The organism is Pseudomonas sp. DL (assembly GCF_047199225.1).
In the GTDB taxonomy this organism is placed as follows: Bacteria; Pseudomonadota; Gammaproteobacteria; order Pseudomonadales; family Pseudomonadaceae; genus Pseudomonas; species Pseudomonas aeruginosa.
Map to the genome: position 1 here is coordinate 4,898,203 of NZ_CP178323.1, position 17,282 is coordinate 4,915,484.

Annotated in this window: 17 protein-coding genes; 5 read left to right on the forward strand and 12 right to left on the reverse strand. The window is 67.7% G+C overall.

Features of this window, described 5'->3' with window-relative positions; all coding sequences use genetic code 11:
• Positions 1-248 precede the first annotated feature (248 nt).
• The 5 genes from migA (at position 249) to ACI766_RS22995 (ending at position 5,697) form a co-directional block, all read left to right on the forward strand.
• Complete coding sequence (gene migA / locus ACI766_RS22975) at positions 249-1,151, forward strand: alpha-1,6-rhamnosyltransferase (protein ID WP_003098436.1); 903 nt, start codon at positions 249-251, stop codon at positions 1,149-1,151.
• 33 nt (positions 1,152-1,184) lie between these two features.
• Entirely contained in the window at positions 1,185-1,805 is a 621-nt protein-coding gene (locus tag ACI766_RS22980; RefSeq protein ID WP_003116522.1) for a CatB-related O-acetyltransferase, read from the forward strand.
• Between the two features lie 126 nt (positions 1,806-1,931).
• A complete protein-coding gene (locus ACI766_RS22985) occupies positions 1,932-3,326 on the forward strand; it encodes an amidase (protein ID WP_023086603.1) in 1,395 nt (464 codons plus the stop codon).
• Positions 3,327-3,396: 70 nt separating this feature from the next.
• Entirely contained in the window at positions 3,397-4,713 is a 1,317-nt protein-coding gene (locus ACI766_RS22990; RefSeq protein ID WP_023086604.1) for an MFS transporter, read from the forward strand.
• A 78-nt stretch (positions 4,714-4,791) separates the two neighbouring features.
• The gene (locus ACI766_RS22995; protein WP_003163354.1) at positions 4,792-5,697 is read left to right on the forward strand and encodes a sterol desaturase family protein; all 906 of its coding nucleotides are present in this window, start codon (positions 4,792-4,794) and stop codon (positions 5,695-5,697) included.
• Here ACI766_RS22995 and ACI766_RS23000 read toward each other — a convergent pair.
• The 12 genes from ACI766_RS23000 to ACI766_RS23055 all read right to left on the reverse strand — a co-directional run bounded on the left by ACI766_RS23000 (position 5,680) and on the right by ACI766_RS23055 (position 17,222).
• Positions 5,680-6,345 carry a helix-turn-helix transcriptional regulator gene (locus ACI766_RS23000; RefSeq protein ID WP_003163355.1) on the reverse strand — a complete coding sequence of 222 codons (666 nt, stop codon included), beginning with the start codon at positions 6,343-6,345 and terminating at the stop codon, positions 5,680-5,682. The two genes, ACI766_RS22995 and ACI766_RS23000, sit on opposite strands and share 18 nt — an antisense overlap.
• Positions 6,346-6,416: 71 nt before the next feature.
• A complete protein-coding gene (locus ACI766_RS23005) occupies positions 6,417-7,403 on the reverse strand; it encodes a LysR family transcriptional regulator (RefSeq protein ID WP_087823987.1) in 987 nt (328 codons plus the stop codon).
• 9 nt (positions 7,404-7,412) lie between these two features.
• Positions 7,413-7,838: a hypothetical protein gene (locus ACI766_RS23010; protein WP_003455027.1), complete on the reverse strand. Its 426-nt coding sequence runs from the start codon at positions 7,836-7,838 to the stop codon at positions 7,413-7,415.
• The gene (locus ACI766_RS23015; RefSeq protein ID WP_003120806.1) at positions 7,838-8,782 is read right to left on the reverse strand and encodes a peptidylprolyl isomerase; all 945 of its coding nucleotides are present in this window, start codon (positions 8,780-8,782) and stop codon (positions 7,838-7,840) included. Before ACI766_RS23015 ends, ACI766_RS23010 begins: the two co-directional genes overlap by 1 nt.
• 4 nt (positions 8,783-8,786) lie before the next feature.
• Positions 8,787-9,266 (reverse strand): YbjN domain-containing protein, encoded by a 480-nt coding sequence (locus ACI766_RS23020; protein WP_003098446.1) that lies wholly within the window; start codon positions 9,264-9,266, stop codon positions 8,787-8,789.
• A gap of 28 nt (positions 9,267-9,294) precedes the next feature.
• On the reverse strand, positions 9,295-9,957 hold the full coding sequence (locus ACI766_RS23025; protein ID WP_015648138.1) for a hypothetical protein: 663 nt from the start codon (positions 9,955-9,957) through the stop codon (positions 9,295-9,297).
• A gap of 34 nt (positions 9,958-9,991) precedes the next feature.
• Positions 9,992-11,698 (reverse strand): putative porin, encoded by a 1,707-nt coding sequence (locus tag ACI766_RS23030; RefSeq protein ID WP_003110840.1) that lies wholly within the window; start codon positions 11,696-11,698, stop codon positions 9,992-9,994.
• A gap of 67 nt (positions 11,699-11,765) precedes the next feature.
• Positions 11,766-12,512 (reverse strand): energy transducer TonB, encoded by a 747-nt coding sequence (locus ACI766_RS23035; RefSeq protein ID WP_003098450.1) that lies wholly within the window; start codon positions 12,510-12,512, stop codon positions 11,766-11,768.
• A gap of 8 nt (positions 12,513-12,520) precedes the next feature.
• A complete protein-coding gene (locus ACI766_RS23040) occupies positions 12,521-12,940 on the reverse strand; it encodes an ExbD/TolR family protein (protein WP_087823986.1) in 420 nt (139 codons plus the stop codon).
• 10 nt (positions 12,941-12,950) lie between these two features.
• The gene (locus ACI766_RS23045) at positions 12,951-14,798 is read right to left on the reverse strand and encodes a DUF2341 domain-containing protein (RefSeq protein ID WP_003085365.1); all 1,848 of its coding nucleotides are present in this window, start codon (positions 14,796-14,798) and stop codon (positions 12,951-12,953) included.
• Positions 14,799-14,821: 23 nt separating this feature from the next.
• On the reverse strand, positions 14,822-16,456 hold the full coding sequence (locus ACI766_RS23050) for a ShlB/FhaC/HecB family hemolysin secretion/activation protein (RefSeq protein ID WP_087823985.1): 1,635 nt from the start codon (positions 16,454-16,456) through the stop codon (positions 14,822-14,824).
• A 163-nt stretch (positions 16,457-16,619) separates the two neighbouring features.
• Positions 16,620-17,222, reverse strand: a complete 603-nt coding sequence (locus tag ACI766_RS23055; RefSeq protein ID WP_003098455.1) for a transposase — start codon at positions 17,220-17,222, stop codon at positions 16,620-16,622.
• Between the last annotated feature and the right edge of the window lie 60 nt (positions 17,223-17,282).

The window sequence follows — 17,282 nt, forward strand, 5'->3', positions numbered from 1 at the left end:
GACGAAGGAGGTCGAGGATTTTTCTCGGGCCCGATGGCCTACCCTCTATGCTTCCGACGGTATACTGTCGCGATGCCTGGCCATCCAGGCATGCGTGCCAGAGCCACTCCAGCGACCGTACCGGCGGAGCGAAACGCTGTGTTTCCGACAGCCCGCGCCGAGCACCGATCGCCGGAACGATCGCAGGACTTCATGACCGACGGCCCCCTGGAACGGCTACCGGGCAAGACGAGTGACAAGAACGACACATGATTGAAGAAGCCACTTCCAGCAAGCACTCAGGCACGACGGACGCCCCGCTGGTATCCGTCGTAGCGCCCTGCTTCAACGCGGAAAAGTACCTGGAAGAAGCCCTGCGCAGCATCTACGAGCAGGACTACCCGAATTTCGAAGTGATCATCGTCGACGACGGTTCCACCGACAACAGCTACGCCATGCTGGAGCAGTTGCAGAAAGTCCACGGTTTCCAGCTCTACCGCCAGCAGAACCAGGGCGTCAGCGCAGCGCTGAACTTCGGTCTGCAACACGCCCGCGGCGACTACGTAGCCACGCCGGACCTGGACGACATCATGCTGCCGCACTCGTTGAGCGTGCGCGCCGCGTACCTCGACCAGCACCCGGAAGTCGGCTGCGTCGGCGCCCTGGTGATCTACATCGACAGCGAAGGCCAGGAAACCAAGCGGCAGAACGGCAACCGCATCCGCCAGCTGGACTTCGACTACCTGCTCGGCAACGCCTATGTCTGCGGCGCCCCGGTGTCCCTGTACCGCATGGAGGCCCTGCGCGCCGCCGGCTTCTACGATCCCGAGATCAAGGTGCAGGACTTCCAGATGACCCTGCGCATCGCCAGCCAGGGCTACCAGATCCACAAGCTGCCGGTGCTGGTCACCCGCTACCGGCGCCACCCCGACAACCTGTCGCGGCGCTACAAGGTGCTGCTCGATGCCGACCTGCGCACCATCGCGCCCTACCAGTCGCATCCCGCCTACGAGCGCGGCCGCACGGAGCTGGTCAACAAGGCCCTGAAGTACGCCGTGGTCGCGGACAAGCGGCATGCCTGGCAACTGCTCCGCTCGCTGCCGCTGCGGCAGTGGAACCGCACCACCTTCCGCCGGTTGAAGCGCTTCCTTCTCCATCACGAGACCACCTGAGCCCCGTGGACTCCAAGGTGGCAAGGTAATTCGATGAAATTCCTGGAAAAACTGAAAAAACGCAAAGAGCGGAAGTACTTCCGTGGCTGGGAAAAGATCTTCAAGGCCCCGGAGAAGATCCGTCTTGCCTACCCACATTACGAGGTCGGCGTGGGCACCTACGGGATCCCGGAGGTCACCGAGTTCGGCGACAAGGCCACCCTAAGGATCGGCGCCTACACCTCGATCGCTGCCGGCGTGAAGATCCTCCTCGGCGGCGAGCACCATACCGACTGGCTCACCACCTACCCCTTCCCGAAGATGATCGATGAGGTCGCCGACATCCCTGACAGCACCACGACCCGCGGCGACGTGGTCATCGGTAGCGACTGTTGGATCTGCACGAACGCGCTGATCCTCTCCGGGGTCACCATCGGGCATGGTGCGGTAGTCGCCGCCGGCGCGGTGGTGACCCGCGACGTGCCACCGTTCGCCATCGTCGGCGGCAACCCGGCCCGGCAGATCCGCTGGCGCTTCGAGGAAGACATCCGCGAAGCCCTGCTGGCTTCGGCCTGGTGGGACTGGCCGGTGGACGAGGTGAAGCAGGTCGCCCGGACCCTGTGCAGTACCGACATGACAGCCTTCCTGCGCTACATCGAGCAACGCAAGGGCTGATTCCCCGGCGGGAATGATCGCCGGTCATGGGCTATACCTCCCCGATACACCTTGGTTTCGAATCGCCGCCCGACAACGGGTAGGCCGGCCGCTTGACGCCCGCGGCCGTTCTTCGAGGGAGCTTGAATGACCGCGCTGCACGACCTCCCGGGAACCCGCCTGCTGGCACTGTTCGCCCGCCGGGAACTCTCGCCTGGCGAGTACTACGAGCATCTGCTGGCCCACATCCAGCGCTGGGAACCGCATCTCAACGCGCTGTATCGCTTCGACCCGCAACGGATTCGCGAACAGGCCGCGGCGGCCACCGAGCGCTGGCGCAAGGGACAGCCCAAAGGCCCGCTGGACGGGCTGCCGGTAACCATCAAGGAGCTGATCGCCACCGCTGGCGAACCTATCCCATTGGGCAGCGCCGCCACCGCCCTGCAACCCGCGCCCTGCGACGCGCCGCCGGCCGCTCGGCTGCGCGAAGCCGGCGCGATCGTCCTGGCCAAGACTACGGTTCCGGACTTCGGCATGCTCTCATCCGGCCTCTCCAGCTTCCACGGAGTCACCCGCAATCCCTGGAACCTGGCCAACAATACCGGCGGCTCCAGTTCGGGCGCGGCAGCGGCGGCCGCCGCCGGCTACGGACCGCTGCACCTGGGCACCGACATCGGCGGCTCGGTGCGACTGCCGGCGGGCTGGTGCGGCCTGGTGGGCTTCAAGCCAAGCCTCGGGCGGATCCCCATCGACCCCTACTACACCGGTCGCTGCGCCGGTCCGATGACCCGCTGCATGGACGACTGCCTGCTGCTGATGCGCTACCTCGCGCAGCCCGACGCCCGCGACGCCACCAGCCTGCCGCCGGAAGCGCTGGACTGGAGCGCCGAGCCGCTGTCGGTGCGCGGCCTGAGGGTCGGCCTGCAACTCGACCCCGGCTGCGGCCTGCAGCCCGACGCGGAAATCCGCGCCGCGATCAAGGCCGCAGCGCAGCTGTTCGAGGAGCACGGCGCCCAGCTCAGGATCGTCGAACCGCTGATGGACCGGAGCCTGCTCGACGGCCTGAACGACTTCTGGCGCGCCCGCCTGTGGAGCGAACTGCTGCTCCTCGACGAGACGCGGCGGGCCAGGGTGCTGCCCTATGTCCACGCCTGGGCCGAGGGCGGCGCACGGGTCAGCGGGGTCGATGCGGTGCGCGGTTTCAACCAGACCTTCGAGATGCGCCGGCGCGCCGCCCGGCTGTTCGGCGAGATCGACCTGCTGCTGACGCCGACCAACCAGGTCGAGGCCTTCCCCGCCGACTGGGCCTCGCCGCTGAACGATCCGCAGCGGCCGTTCGAGCACATAGTCTTCACCGTGCCGTGGAATATGGGCGAACAGCCCGCGCTCTCGATAAACTGCGGCTTCACGGCCGCCGGCATGCCGATCGGCCTGCAACTGGTCGCGCCGCGCTTCGCCGATACCTGGCTGTTGCGCATCGGCAAGACCTACGAAGGCTGGCGCGGTCCGATCCACGGCTGGCCCCGGCCGCCGGCTGACTGAAGCCGGCGGCCGCTCGTCGCTCGGCTCCAGGCCTGAGTGTTTCAGTCGTCACTCCGAGAGGGCCTTCGCCATGCGCTCCCCCACCCGTCCCCCGGCGGCCGCCGATCCGGCCAGCCGCCGCAGCGTCTTTGCCGTGGTCCTCGGCAACGCCGTGGAGTTCTTCGACTTCGGGGTCTATGCCACCTTCGCGGTGATGATCGGACGGACTTTCTTCCCCTCCGACAGCGCCTTCGTCAGCCTGCTCCTGTCGGTCACCGCGTTCGGCGTCGGCTTCATCATCCGCCCCCTCGGCGCGATCCTTATCGGCGCCTACGCCGACCGCGCCGGGCGCAAGCCGGCGATGCTCCTTACCCTGTTCCTGATGGCGCTGGGCACCGGCGGCATCGCGGTGCTCCCCGGCTACGACAGCATCGGCCCGGCTGCGCCGCTGCTGCTGGTGCTGACCCGCCTGCTGCAAGGCCTGGCCTGGGGCGGCGAGGCCGGGCCGGCGACCACCTACATCCTCGAGGCGGCACCGCCGCACAAGCGCGGCACCTACGCCTGCTGGCAGGTCGTGGCGCAAGGCATCGCGGCGGTCGCCGCCGGGCTGATGGGCTACCTGCTCACCCTCTGGCTCGACGAGCGCCAACTGCAGGAATGGGGCTGGCGGATTCCCTTCGCGGCCGGCCTGCTGGTCCTGCCGATAGGCCTGTACATCCGCCTCAACCTGGCCGAGACCTTTTCCGGACGCGGCCGCCAGGCCAGCACCCGGAACCTGCTCGGCGAGTTGTTCGGCAATCATCGACGGGCCCTGCTGCTCGGCCTGCTGATCCTCTCCGGAAGCACCATCACCCAGTACTTCCTCAACTACATGACCACCTTCGCCCTTACCGAGCTGCACCTGCCGGCGGGCATCGCGATGCTCTCGACGCTGGTCGCCGGCGCCGCACTGGCGCTCTCGGCGTTGCTCGGCGGCGTGCTCTGCGACCGCTACGGGCGCCGCGCCGTGCTGATCCTGCCGCGCCTGGCGCTGCTCGCGGTGCTGTTCCCGGCACTGCAGGCAATGACCCGTCACCCCGAGCCGGCAGTCTTCCTCGCAGTCCTCGCCCTGCTCTCGGCCCTGCATGGCATGAGCGGCGCGGCGCTGATCGTGCTGCTGGTAGAAAGCTTCCCCCGGGCGCTGCGCTCCACCGGTTTTTCCCTGGTCTATGCGACCGGCGTCGCCGCGTTCGGCGGCACCGCGCAGATCGTGGTGACCTGGCTGATCGGCGTCACCGGCAATCCGCTGTCGCCGCTGGGCTACCTGCTGCTGGCCAACCTGGTCTGCCTGGGTGGGGCCTGGCTGGCCCGCGAGACCTGGCCGGGTCGCGGGGACATGGGAGGCGCGCCGCTGGTGCTGCGCGACTGAGAACTTGCGCGGTTCGTTCAAGCGCCGCCGGCCTGTCGCGAGCGACGCTGGGGACCTCATTCATCCGGAGGTCCCACCATGCAGTTCTTCCTGCGCTACGCCTACGCGCCCCTCTTCTGGTCCGGCTTCATCGGCCTGGCGACCTGGCAGGTCGGCTATCGCCAGGCTTCCCACGCCTGGCTGGTCGCCCTGTTCCTCGGGGCGCTCGGCCTGTCCTCTCTCTCCGAACGACGACTGCCCTACCAGCCACGCTGGAACCGGCCGCACGCCGACCGCCTGCGCGATGTCCTGCACGCGTCGGTCAACGAAAGCCTGAACGCACTTGGCATCCTCGCCCTGCCACTGCTGGCCGGAGTCCTGGGCTTCTGGCCGGTATGGCCGCAGGCCTGGCCGCTGTGGCTGCAACTGCTGCTGGCGATCGTCCTGGCCGATCTCGGCATCACCCTGGTGCACTACGCCAGCCACCGTTCGGCGCTGCTTTGGCGGCTGCACGCGGTGCACCATAGCGTGCAGCGCCTGTACGGTTTCAATGGGCTGATGAAGCATCCCCTGCACCTGGGCCTGGAAGCGCTCGGCGGCACCCTGCCGCTGTTGCTGCTCGGCGTGCCGCAGACGGTCGCCGCGCTGCTCGCCTTCGCCATCGGCATCCAGTTGCTGCTGCAACACAGCAACGTCGACATGCGCATCGGCGGGTTACGCCATGTGTTCGCCTGGGCACCGCTGCATCGCCTGCACCACATCCGCTACGGGCGCGCCGGCGACGTCAACTTCGCGCTGTTCTTCAGCGTCTGGGACCGCCTGCTCGGCACCGCCCTCCATCGTCCCGACTACCGCCTGGACAGCACCGACATGGGCATCGGCGACCAGCCTGACTATCCCCGCGACTATGCCGGCCAGTTGCTCGCGCCATTCCGCGACCTGCCACGCAGCAGGCACGTCCCACAGCCGCCGGAAGGATTGGGACGTTCAGCCGGCCAGGCGTAGGTGCGGCAGCGACAGGCCGGCGCGGATACCGAGCAGGCTGCGTACGCTGCGCGACAGGTGCGCAGCGTCGGCAAAGCCGGCGTGATGGGCCGCCTCGGTCAGGCTGCGCCCCTGCAAGGCCAGGGCGAAGGCCAGGTACAGGCGGCGCCAGAGCACCAGGCGGCGTACCGACAGGCCGACCTGGACGGCGAACAGCCGCTCCAGTTGGCTCAGCGAAAGACTGGCGCTGCGCGCCAGTCTTTCCGCCTCGACCCGCGCCGCGAGTTGCTCGTCGAGCGCCGCCAGGGCCTTTTCGACGCGGCGGTCGAGCCGTCGACGAGGCAGCCGCGCAAGCCGCCCCAGCAACGCCTCGGGCTCGCCGGGAGCGTCCTCGAGAAGCTGACGCAGGTCGTCGCTGTCGAACGCCAGCGGCTCGGCGTACAGCGCCAGCAACGGCTGCGACGCTTCGACGCAATGGGCTTGCAGCGAGGGCACCAGCAAGCGCCGGGCCTCCAGTATCTGGCCAGCGACGCGCACTCGCAGCGGCGTCTCCGCCAGCAGCAACTGGTGGGCATAGTGCGCGTGCTCGCGGGTATCGCCGTTGACCCCGGCGAACAGCGCGTGGTCCCGCGCCAGCCAGACCTCGCCCTGCCAATGCCGCTCCGTCATCGCGTACCTTCCGTCAACCGTTCCGTGGCGAAACGGTGTCGGCTATGGCGACCGCCGTCAAGCCCGCAAGGTCAGCGTCCGAACCAGTCGCGCCGATCGTCGAAGGCGTGCTCGATCAGATCGAGCAAGGCACGCACCTCCACGCGGTTCTCCGCTTCCGGCTGCACGCTCATCCAGACTTCCCGCCGCATCGGCTCGTCGAAGACCTGCGGCAACGCCGCCAGGTTGCGCTCCAGGCGTCCGGCGTAATGCGGCAGCAGGCCGATGCAGGCGCCCCAGAGGATCGCCTGTAGCAGCAGGTCGTGGCTCTGTACCTCGATCACTCCCGACTGGCGAGCCGCCACCCGCCGGTTCCAGGGCGCCAGGGCGGCGCTGGCGGCGTGACCGTGGAGCTGCGCCAGCAGGTAGTCGTCCAGCTCGTCCTCGCTGGCCGGCCGCGTGCGCTCGCGCGAATAGCGCTTGCCGATGTGCGGCTGGTACTCCAGCTCGGCGATGCGCGCCGGTGCGGCGAAGTGGCCTTCCATCGCCGGATGCGGCTGCCCCGGATCGGCGATCCAGATGGCGATCTCCGCCGGCCCTGCGCTTTCCGGCCAGCCCTCGCGCAACTCGGCGAGGGCTACGCGCAGGTTGGCGTTCTTGCGCAGGTAGCCCCACAGCTCGCGACTGAGCACATCGTGCAGGATGCTTTCGGCCACCGCCAGGCGCACCAGCGGCTGTTGCCGGTGAAGATCGGCGTGGCTCTGGCTGTCCTCGACCAGGCGCTGCCCGGCGGCCTGGACGATGCGGCCCTCGCGGGTCAGCGAGAGGGCGTTGCCCTCATGCACGAACAGATGCAGGCCGAGGCGCTCCTCGAGCCGGGCCAGGGTCTTGCGCAGCAGCGTCGGCTTGACGTCCAGGCTGCGCGCAGCCTGCATGAAACAGCCGCAACGGGCGGTGACCAGGAAGAAATGCACCACCTCCAGAGAACCGAACAGCTCGTGCCAATAGGCACGGTCGTCGCGTCCCTGCGCGGGCCTGAGCAGTGCCGGGCGCTGCCCGGCGGACTCCGATAGGGCCATGCTTCCTCGCTAGCGTCCAGGCATGAGGCGAATCCGCAGTTCGATCGGCTGCGGCATGTGTTCCGGCGGCGGCAGGCGCAACGAACGGTCCATCAGCGCGCGCCGCAGTTCATTCTCGATCGGCTCGGCGTCGCTGCGCAGGCAGGCGAGACGGACGATCCAGCCGCGTTCGTCGAGCCAGACCCGCAGGTCGATGTCGGTATTCGGCAACTGCCCCGCCGCGCGCCGCGACTCCAGGAAGGCCAGCAGCCGCGGCGCGGTTTCGGCGTCTTCGCCCAGGCGCTGCTGGACCTGCTCGCCGAGCCATGCGGCATAGGCGCCCCAGAGCCGCTGGCGTTCGTCGCGGAACCGCTCGGGCTCGCCGAACAGCCAACTGCGCAGGTGCCGCCAGCGGCTCGCGCGCGGCCCACGCCTGGCCTCCGGCGTGCCGCCCATCAGTGCAGTTCCGCCAGGGTCTTGCCGAGCAACGCGCCGTCGATGCTCAGGGTAGCGTTGTTCACCAGGCCATCCAGGTAGGCCTTGGCAATCTGCTCCTGGCGTTGCGCGCGCAGGCTTTCGCGCAGGCGACCACGGACCTCGTCGAGGGTGGCGAGGCGAGCGTCGCGACGCTCGGTCAGCTTGACCAGGTGGAAACCGTTGGCGCCCTGGATCGGCTCGGACACCGCGCCGACCTTCAGCCGTTCCAGCGCCGGACGGATCGCCGGCAGCAGTTGCGCCTGCGCCAGCAACCCACCGATGTCGCCGCCGTTGCGGGCGGTCTGCGGGTCGTCGGAATGCTTGCGCGCCAGTTCGGCGAAGTCGCCGTCCGCGGCCTGCCGGTAGAGTTCCTGGGCGCGCTTGCGCGCTTCGGCAAGCCCGCCGGCCGCAGAGGCGGCGATGAAGATCTGGCTGACCCGGTACAGCGCCGGTACAGCCAGTTGCGCCTTGTTCGCCTGGTAGGCGGCCTGCAGTTCGGCATCGCTGGGGTAGTCCTCAGGCACCGTGCTCACCGACTCCAGGTAGGTACGCAGGACGATCTGCCGCGCCGCCGCATCGATCAACGTCTTCACCTGCGGACGCTGTTGCCAGTCCTGGGCGCTGGCCTGTTCGTAGAGCGCCTTCTCGGCGAGCCGCGCACGCATCCAGCGTTCCAGTGCGTCGCGGTTCTCGCTCAACTGCGCGCGGGTTTCCGCCGGCACCTCGGCCAGCAGCGCCTTCAGTTCGTCCGGCGCCACCTGCAAGGCGCCGAGGCGGGCCACCGCGGGTTCCGCGGCGGCGCTGGCAGATGGCTTGGCAAGCGCGGCCTGGGCCTGGCCCGCGCCGCCGTCCTCGCGCTGGCCACAGCCGGCGAGAACGGCAAGCGCGAACGCCAGGACGCCGCAACGAAATGCCGGCCGCATCGGCTCAGGCCTCGCCATCGACGGGTTGACCGGCATCCTGCGCCATGCCCTGCTGCTCCGCGGCCAGGCGGCTGTAGTCGCGCAGATAGGCGATGAACTCCTGCAGCAGGCGATCCCACAGTTCGATATGGCTACGCAGGTTGGCCGGGCTGACGCCGCCGGCGACGATCACGTCCATTTCCATCACCAGGAACTCGCCCTGCTGCGACAGGCGGCCGAAGCGCCGGCTGAGATTCCAGCGCTCGGTCAGCCCGGCGGGCAATTCGCCCTGCACGCGCAGGGCGCAGCTGAAGGTGAAGTCGAGGTAGCTCGCCGGCGTCGCCGCCGGATTGCCGAAGCGCACCGCGTAGCCGATTCCCTGGCTGGCGCTGAGCAGTTGCACGACGCCGTTCTGCTCGCTGCGGTTGACCCGATAGCCGGCCTCCTGCAAGGCCTCGGTCAGGCTGTCGACGGAAAGGTGTTCGATCAGGGTGATGTCGTTCATGTCCGGGTTCCTGGTTTGCTATCGGATTTCACTGGGCGAGCGCCGCCTGGCGGTTCTCGACCTGAGTCTTGTAGAGATCGTCGCCGAGCTTCTGCGCCATCTCTTCGAATTTCACCCGCGCACCGCTGGCGAACGGTTGGCGGATCTTCATCACCTCGGCGACGCTGACGTTCTCGTAGGCGTCGAGAATCTCCTTGGCCACGCCATACATTTCCCGGTTCTTCGCGGTGCACTGCTGCAACTGCTGGTCGTGCTCGCGGAACGCCAGGTCGAGCTTCTGCCGCTCGGCCTCCTTGGCTCGCGCCATGACCAGCAACTCGTCGTAGGCCTGCTTGTACTTGCCCAGTTGCTCGTTGCTCGCCTCGACCATCTGCCGCGCCCGGTCGTGCAAGCCCTGTTGCTGGGCCGAGAGCTGCTCGGCCTGGCCCTTGGCCCGGGCCAGCTCGGCGCTCAGTTGCTTGACCTGGGCCAGCGCCGCATCGCGCTGGCTTTCCAGCGCGGCTTTCGCCGCGGTGGCCTGGGCCTGTTCGGTCTGCAGCGCCTGGAGTTGCTGGGTGGTGCTGCGCAACTGGGTGCGCAGGCGTTCCTCCAGGCTGTCGGCGTAGGCCGCCTGGCTGGCGTAGGCGGCGAAGGCGGCCCCGGCGAGCAGCGCCTGGGCCCAGATCGGTAATGAGAAAGGTCGCGTGTTCATGGTCTGCCTCTTCATGGTCTGCCTCGAGGAGCGCTCAGAAGCGCGTGTTGACCTCGAGTTGCAGGACGTCGATGGAGAACGGTGCGCCGTAGACCTCGTCGGAGCTGAGCCAGCGCGCGGTACCGTAGACGCGCTTGTCGAAGCCATAGCTGGCGCCGAGGATGTAGCCCTTGGCGTTGGTCCCGCCAAGGTGGAAGGTGGAATCGTTGAAACCGTCCGGCAGGGCATCCGGCTGGATGTACTTGTAGGCGGCGAAGACCTGCCAGTCGCCGGCGTCGCGCATGTCCAGGGCGTTACCCAGGGTGAACTGGAGCATCCAGGCGTTCGCCCCGCTCTTGATGTCGCCATCGGAGCCGAGGTTGTTGGCGATCTGCGCCACACCGCCGGCGCGCTTGCGCATGTCGCCCTCGTCGTAGCCCAGGTTGTGCACGTAGTTGCCGGCCACCCGCAGCTTGAAGTCGTTGGGCAGCTCGGCATCCCAGCCGAGGTTCAGGTCGAGCAGGTTGAACTCCGAGGCCAGGCCGACGTACTGCGGGTTCGGCGTGTTCGCCGGGTCGGCCGGGTTGGGCACGATGTCGCGCAGGAGGAACACCGTGTTGCCCTTCTGCATGAAGGTCGGTCGGCTGCCGTCGGTGTCGCACTCCGGATCTCCGGCCCAGGGCCGGCAGGGGCTGGAACGCCGCCCTTCGATATCGTCGAAGCGGTAGTAGGCCAGCGCGCCGGTAAGGCTGTGCTGCGGGTTGATCTTCCAGGTGGCGCCCAGTTGCGCGCCGTACATCCACTTGTTGTCGCTGTCTTCCTTGTCGAAACCGTTCGACGAGGCGGTGTCCGAGCTGTACTCCACGGGGAACGCGCCGACCGTGCCGAACAGCGAGACATCGCGGCTCAGCGGCTGGTTGAAGATCGCCGCCACGCCGTCGAAGTTGAGGTCGTTGGAATACAACAGGTCGGTGGACAGGAACGGATTGGCGATCCGCCCGCCGGTCAGGCTCAGGCGCTCGCTGGGCTTCCAGGTCAGGTAGCCCTGGTCGAGCCAGAGGTCCTTCTTGCCGAAGCCGCCGCCGAGGGTCTGGGTGGTCGACACCGGGTTGTTGTCCGAACCGGTGCCGATGCGGATGCCGGCGCTCCAGCTTTCCGACAGCGCCGCCTTGAGGCCGAAGCGCGCGCGCAGGCGCAGCAGGCTGTCGCGGTCCTCGCGGGTATTGAGCAGCGGCGGCAGGCCCGAGCTGGTATTCGGGTTGACGTCATAGGGACCGTCGTCGTTGAGTTCGGCGAAGTCGGTGATCTGGTTGCTGTTGCCGTTGCCGAAGGAGCGCGACTCGTAGCGCAGGCGCACGTCGCCGTCGAAACTGATGCGCGAGGCCCAGTCCGGGAAGGCGTTGGGCTGCGCCCAGTTCTCCGCCTTGGCCTGGGTCATTACCTCGGCCTTCACTTCGTCGCGGATCTGGTCGCGCACCACCTGCGGGATATAGGGTACGCGGACCTCCCCGGGGACCGCGGCGACGGCCGCCGCGGGCGCCACGGCCTGGCGCGCCTGCTGGGCCTGCAACGCCTCGGCCTCGGCCTGCCTGACCAGCGCATCGGCCTGTTCCTTCTTCAACACGCCCTGCTGTACCAACAGGCGGATCAGGTTGATCGTGGCGTTCTCCGAGGGCGCCGGCGGCTGGGCCTGCGCCTGGCCGGCCAGCGCGGCGAGCATGACGCCCATCCCCAGCGCCAGTCGGTTCACTTTCGCGTTCATCTGTGTACGGCTCCTAAGGTCCTTCAAGGCAGTCGCCTGCCGGAAATCGTTCTGGGTTGGCGTCTTCTCATCCCGGCCGCTTGCCCTGCAGGGCGATGCGCACCGGCAGGGTCAGCGAAGCCGGCGGGCGTTCTTCCAGGCGGCCGGCGGCGCGCAGCGCGGCCAGCACCTTCTGGTCGGTCTCGGGGTCGCCGCTGGAGCGGGTCAGTTCGGCCCGGGTGATATCCCCCGAGGAACTCAGCCAGATCTCCGCCTGCAGGCGGAACGCCAGGTTGCGCAGCTCCGGGTTGTCCCGCAGCAGGCGCTGGAAGGCGTAGGCCAGGTACTGGCTATAGCTGGCGTTGCCGGCGCGACCGCCGCCGGAACCGGCCATCCCGCCGCCCTTGCCGGCGCCGATGTTGAAAGCGTCGGAGCCGGACTGGGCGTCGCCATCCATCTGCATCGGGTCGGCCAGGTCGTCGGCCGGCGACGGCGGCGCTTCCTCCTGCGGCTTGACCTCCTCCAGTTCGGGTTGCGGTTCCGGCTCGACGATCTTTTCCTCTTCCACCGGCTGCTCCGGTTCCGGCGGTTTTTCCGGCGGCGGCGGAGGCGGTGGCGGCAGCGGGATGATCGCCGGCACCTTGGGCGCCTCGCGGCGCACGCCGCTCATGTCGTTGGCCCACTCCCAGACCAGCCAGGCGAGGCCGGCGAGCAGCAGCGCGCCGAGGCCCCACTTGAGGTAGCGCAGGGTCGGGTTCGCCGGGCGGCCGTCGATGGACAGCGGCGCGGCATTTTTCGGCTCGGGGGTGTGTTTGGGATCGGCGGACATGTTCATCCCGGGCCTCAGGTCGGTTTGCCGGTGACCAGGCCGACCTGGGACAGCTCCAGGCGGCGCAGCAGGTCGAGGACCTCGATAACCTTCTGGTACTGCACCGTGGCGTCGCCGCGGACCACTACCGGGAAGTCGGGGTTGAGGGCCTTCTCCGTACGCAGGCGGTCCTCCAGCTCGGGCAGGGTCACCGGGTAGGCGTCGAGGAACACCTGGCCGGCGTCGTTCACCGAGATCGCCTTGGTCTTGGGCTGCGACAGCACCACGGTGGCACTGGCCTTCGGCAGGTTGATCTGGATCCCGGCGACCTGGGCGGTGGCGGTGAGGATGAACATCACCAGCACCACCATCAGCACGTCCACCAGCGGGGTGATGTTGATGCTGTCGACGGCGCCGTCGTCGTCATCGTCGTGGCTGCTGTTCACGGAAGCCATGGCGTTCTCCTCAGGCCGGCAACGGCTGGCCGTTGCGACGATGGGCCACTTCGCTGAGCTGGCTTTCGCCATGCACCTCGGCGAGGCGGGTGACGAACTCGTCGACGAACACCCGCATGTCCGCGCTGACTTCCTTGTTCCGCGTGACCAGGCGGTTGTAGCCGAACAACGCGGGGATCGCGACGAACAGGCCCATGGCCGTGGCCAGCAGGGCGGCGGCCATGCCCGGGGCGATGGCATTGATGTTGACGTCGCCGGCCATGGCGGTGCCGAGGAACACCACCATGATCCCCAGCACGGTGCCGAGCAGGCCGATGTAGGGGCCGCCGGCGATGGCGTTGGACAGGCTCGACAGGCGCGAGCCGAGCTGCTGGTTCTCCTTGGTGCGCACGCCGTCCATGGAGGCGCGGATCGCCTCGATGGTGGCCGCGGAGACGGAAGAGGTGTCGGCGCCCTGCTCGCGGCGGGTGCGGATCTCCTTCACCGCCACCTGGTACAGGCGCCACAGCGAGGAGTGTTGCAGGCGGGCGGCCAGCTCGCGGTCGTCGGCGAGCAGTTCCAGGCGCGTGCCGACCTCGGCGAAGCGCTCGCGAAACAGCCCGTTGGCGCGACTGACACGGCCGACGTTCTGGTTCTTGCGGTACATGATGACCCACGACTGGACCATCATCAGCGCCAGGATCGCGATGATCACCCAGGCATCCAGCGGCACTGCGTTGAGCAGGAAGCCGAGCTTGCCGAAGCCGAAGCCGGACTGCTTCTCGTCGACCCCGTAGGCCACCAGGCGCGACTCGGCGCCCTGGGCGGTGGCGTCGGCGAGGAGCAGCGCCGCCGGGCGGGCGATCTTCGACAGGCGCAACTCGTCGATGGCGCCCTGGAAGGGTTGCAGGGTCGGCGCCGCGGCGCTCGCCTCACCTTCCCCGCTTGCCGCTTCGGTGGCGACCGCAGGCGCGGCCTGGCCTTCCGCGCCGATGGCGATCGCACCGCTGAACGCCGGCAGCGCCGCCGCCAGGCTGGCGACTTCGCGCCCCCCGAGATACAGCGCCAGCCGGGTACCGTCGGCGACCAGCGCCAGATGCTGCCATTGCCCCTGCGCCAGGGCCTGGCTGGCGGCAGCGCGCTGACCGTTCAGCTCGACGAAGGGCGCGCCCTGGGCCAAGCCGACCAACAGGGCGTTGCCGCCTTCGCGGCGCGACAGCAGGACCTGTTCACCGGCCAGTTGGTCGGGACGCACCCAACCGCTGAAGCTGAAGGTGCCACCGGCGCTCACCGCCAGCGATGGGCTGGCCGGCAGCAGCAGCGGCTGGCCCAGCAGTTGCGCGGAGCGACCGATGACGCCCTCCACCGGACTGCCGGCGGCGGTCTGCGCATTGTTGGCGTAGGCGGTGGAGTCCCGCGGCGGAGTGCCCGGCGCACCGTCGAAGTGATAGACCAGGGTGTAGTCCGGGTCGAACACCGACTGGCCGTTGCCGCTCTCCGGCGCCTTGGCGTTGCCGTAGTACATCCAGATGTCCTGGCGCTGGCCACCCTCCACCCGCGGCACGTCGACCCAGATCAGGGCCATGCCCATCAGCGGGTCGAAGCTCTCGACCTGGTGGCGCAACACGGTCTTGTCGTCGGCGGCGACGAAGCGAATGTCCGAGCCGTTCTCGTTGACCCCGTCGAAGGTGAAGTTGCCGGTATGCAGGCGCACCAGCAACGGCAGGCGACCGAGACTCTCGTTGATCGCCGCGCCTTGCGGGGTGGTATCGACCGAGACCTGCTTGCGGTACTGCCAGTCGTCCTGCCACCAGGCACTGGCGCTGGCCGGGGCCAGCAGGCCCAGGCAGATCAGCGATGTCAGCAATAAGCGATACATGTGGGGTTACTCCGGGGTCAGCGTCAGAAGCTCGCCTGCACGCTGAAATGCAGGCGCGAGTCGTGTTTGTCGGTGTTCGTCCCTTCCAGCAGCGGGAAGGCCCAGTCGAGGCTGCCGGACAGCCAGTCGGCGAGTTGCGCGCGGGTGCCGATGCCGACGCTGGCCAGGCTGAAGTCGTCGTCCTGCTCGGGCAGCGCATCCTGCAGGCGCAGTTGCGCGCCCTCGGCGAACACGTAGAAGCGCCAGTCGTTGACGTAGCCGCCGGCGCGCTTGCCGAGGAAGCGTCCGAGGGACGGCGTACGCCATTCCTGGGAGAGCAGGTAGCCGTCGTCGGCGGTGTTCTCCGCCGCCAGGTAGCCACGCACGCTGGTGGCACCGCCGGCGGCGAACTGTTCGTTGGAAATCAGCGGCCCGGAGGCGAGCTGGAAGGCCGCCTTGGTCGCCACCTGCCAGTCGCCGCCGAAGGTCAGGGTGTGGTTGAGATCGCCCTTGAGCACGCCGAAGCCGGACTTGGCGCGATAACGCTTGCGGTCGAATTCCTCGTCGTCGTCGCCGTAGCCGAGGAGACTGCCGGTACCGGCCACCAGGCTCAGGCCAAGGGCCAACTGGGAACGTTCGGTGTAGCGGAAACCGTTGTAGCCGAGGGTCAGCGGGGCGTACTTGATCGGCACCCTGTCGTTGTTGCCGCCGATCCGGGTCTGTTCCTCGAAGTCCTTGAAGTCGACGCCGAAGGAGAACGAGTGCGACCAGAGGCCGGTGACCGGCAGGCTGTAGATCGCCGCCACGCCATAGGAATGGCCCTGGCCGACCACATTCATGCTGCCCACCGTGGCCACGTCGCTGTCGGACTGGTAGCCGGACAGCTGCACGCTCCAGCGCTGGCTCAGCGGCGCGGTATAGGAGCCGGACCAGACCTTGGCGTTGTCCTGGTCCTGCAGCGCGGTGAAATAGGTCAGCGAGATGGCGTGGCCGAGTTGCCAGAGGTTGTCGTAGCCCAGCGAAACCACCGAGCGCAAGTGACGGGTGTCGGCGCTGTAGTCGTTGTTCAGGCCGATGCTGGCGTGCCAAGGATTCTTGTCTTCCACCTGCAGGTCGACGTCCATGGTGCCGGGCCGCTGGCCCTCGCGCACCATCGGCAGCACCTGGCGGCCGGGGGTGCGGTTGACCTGCGCCAGCTCGCGCTGGACCTGGGCGAAGTCGGGCACCTTGCCCTCCTCCAGGGCCGGCACTTCCTCGCGCAACTCCACCGGCGAATAGTGCTTGGCGCCGACCACCCGGACGCGACCGACAGTGGTCTCGGTGACCTGCAGGTAGACCACCCCGCCGCTAACCTGCTGCTCCGGCAGCTCGACGTAGACCGACTGGTAGCCCTTCTCCTGGTAGGCGGCCTGCAGCGCATCGCGCGCCCCCTCGATGTCGCCCAGGCTGCGCTGCGGTCCGAGGAAGGGATACACCGCCGCCTCGATGGCGCGGTTGTCCAGCACGGTGTTGCCGCGTACCACGTACTCGTTGATGTCCACCAGACGCTGGGTCTCGGCTCCCGCCGCGGCGGGAGGGGCCTCGTCGGCCAGCGAAGCGCACGACAATGCGACAGCCAGGCAACCGATCGACCAGCGCTGGCGAAACGGGTGCGCACAATTGAACAGCGAACGCTTCACACGGTCCCCCGAAGTTCCATCGGGACTTATTGTTCTAATGCAACAAGTCCGTTCATCGAACAGTTCTGTGAAAGACAACAAACTAGCGGCGACGCATGAACAACCTGTTAAAAACGGCGCCCGCCCTTATGAAATCTCGTTCTTTTCTATTTTCACTTTCGTGCTAGATATTCAGCCGTCGCGCTCCGCCATGGCGCGCTTGCCATGTATGCAACAAGGCGAAGTTCAGGGAGAACTCCGGCATCTGCATGAGATCCCCGGAAATCACTTCCCCGATAATCCTGCCTATTATCCTTACCGCCTCCGCGCTGTTCAGCAGGACGGTTATATCGCTGACGAAAACCGGAAAATTCCAGATCTTCTGCTTCATTTCCAGGCCGACGAACCAGCGATACAGCAGGTTGTAGTTCAATTGCTCGTACAACTGCTGCTCGCTGGGAATCGCGTACAGCAGTTGCAGCAGCAGCGCGTGGATCAGCGGCTCCGGGGCCAACTGCATGCCATGTTCGCGGGCGAGCGCCGAGAGGACTTTCGCCTCTTCGCCAAGGAGACTTTCTATTTGCGGTTTCAGCAACGCCAGGGAATGTCCCGGCGGTATATAGCTGGACACTTCCTTGAGCGCACCCTGCCAATCTTCCTGGGACACTATCCAGACCCATGGCGCCCCATATCGATAAACCGATACCGGTTTCTTGCGTGCGGCTTCGACGATCTTCGATAGGCGCTGGTCAAGTTCCTGCATACCGACTTTCGAGTAACTTTCCATCAATACTCACCGTCCTTCGCCGTATTCACCGGAGTGACCACGGCCGTTAGCGGATACTGT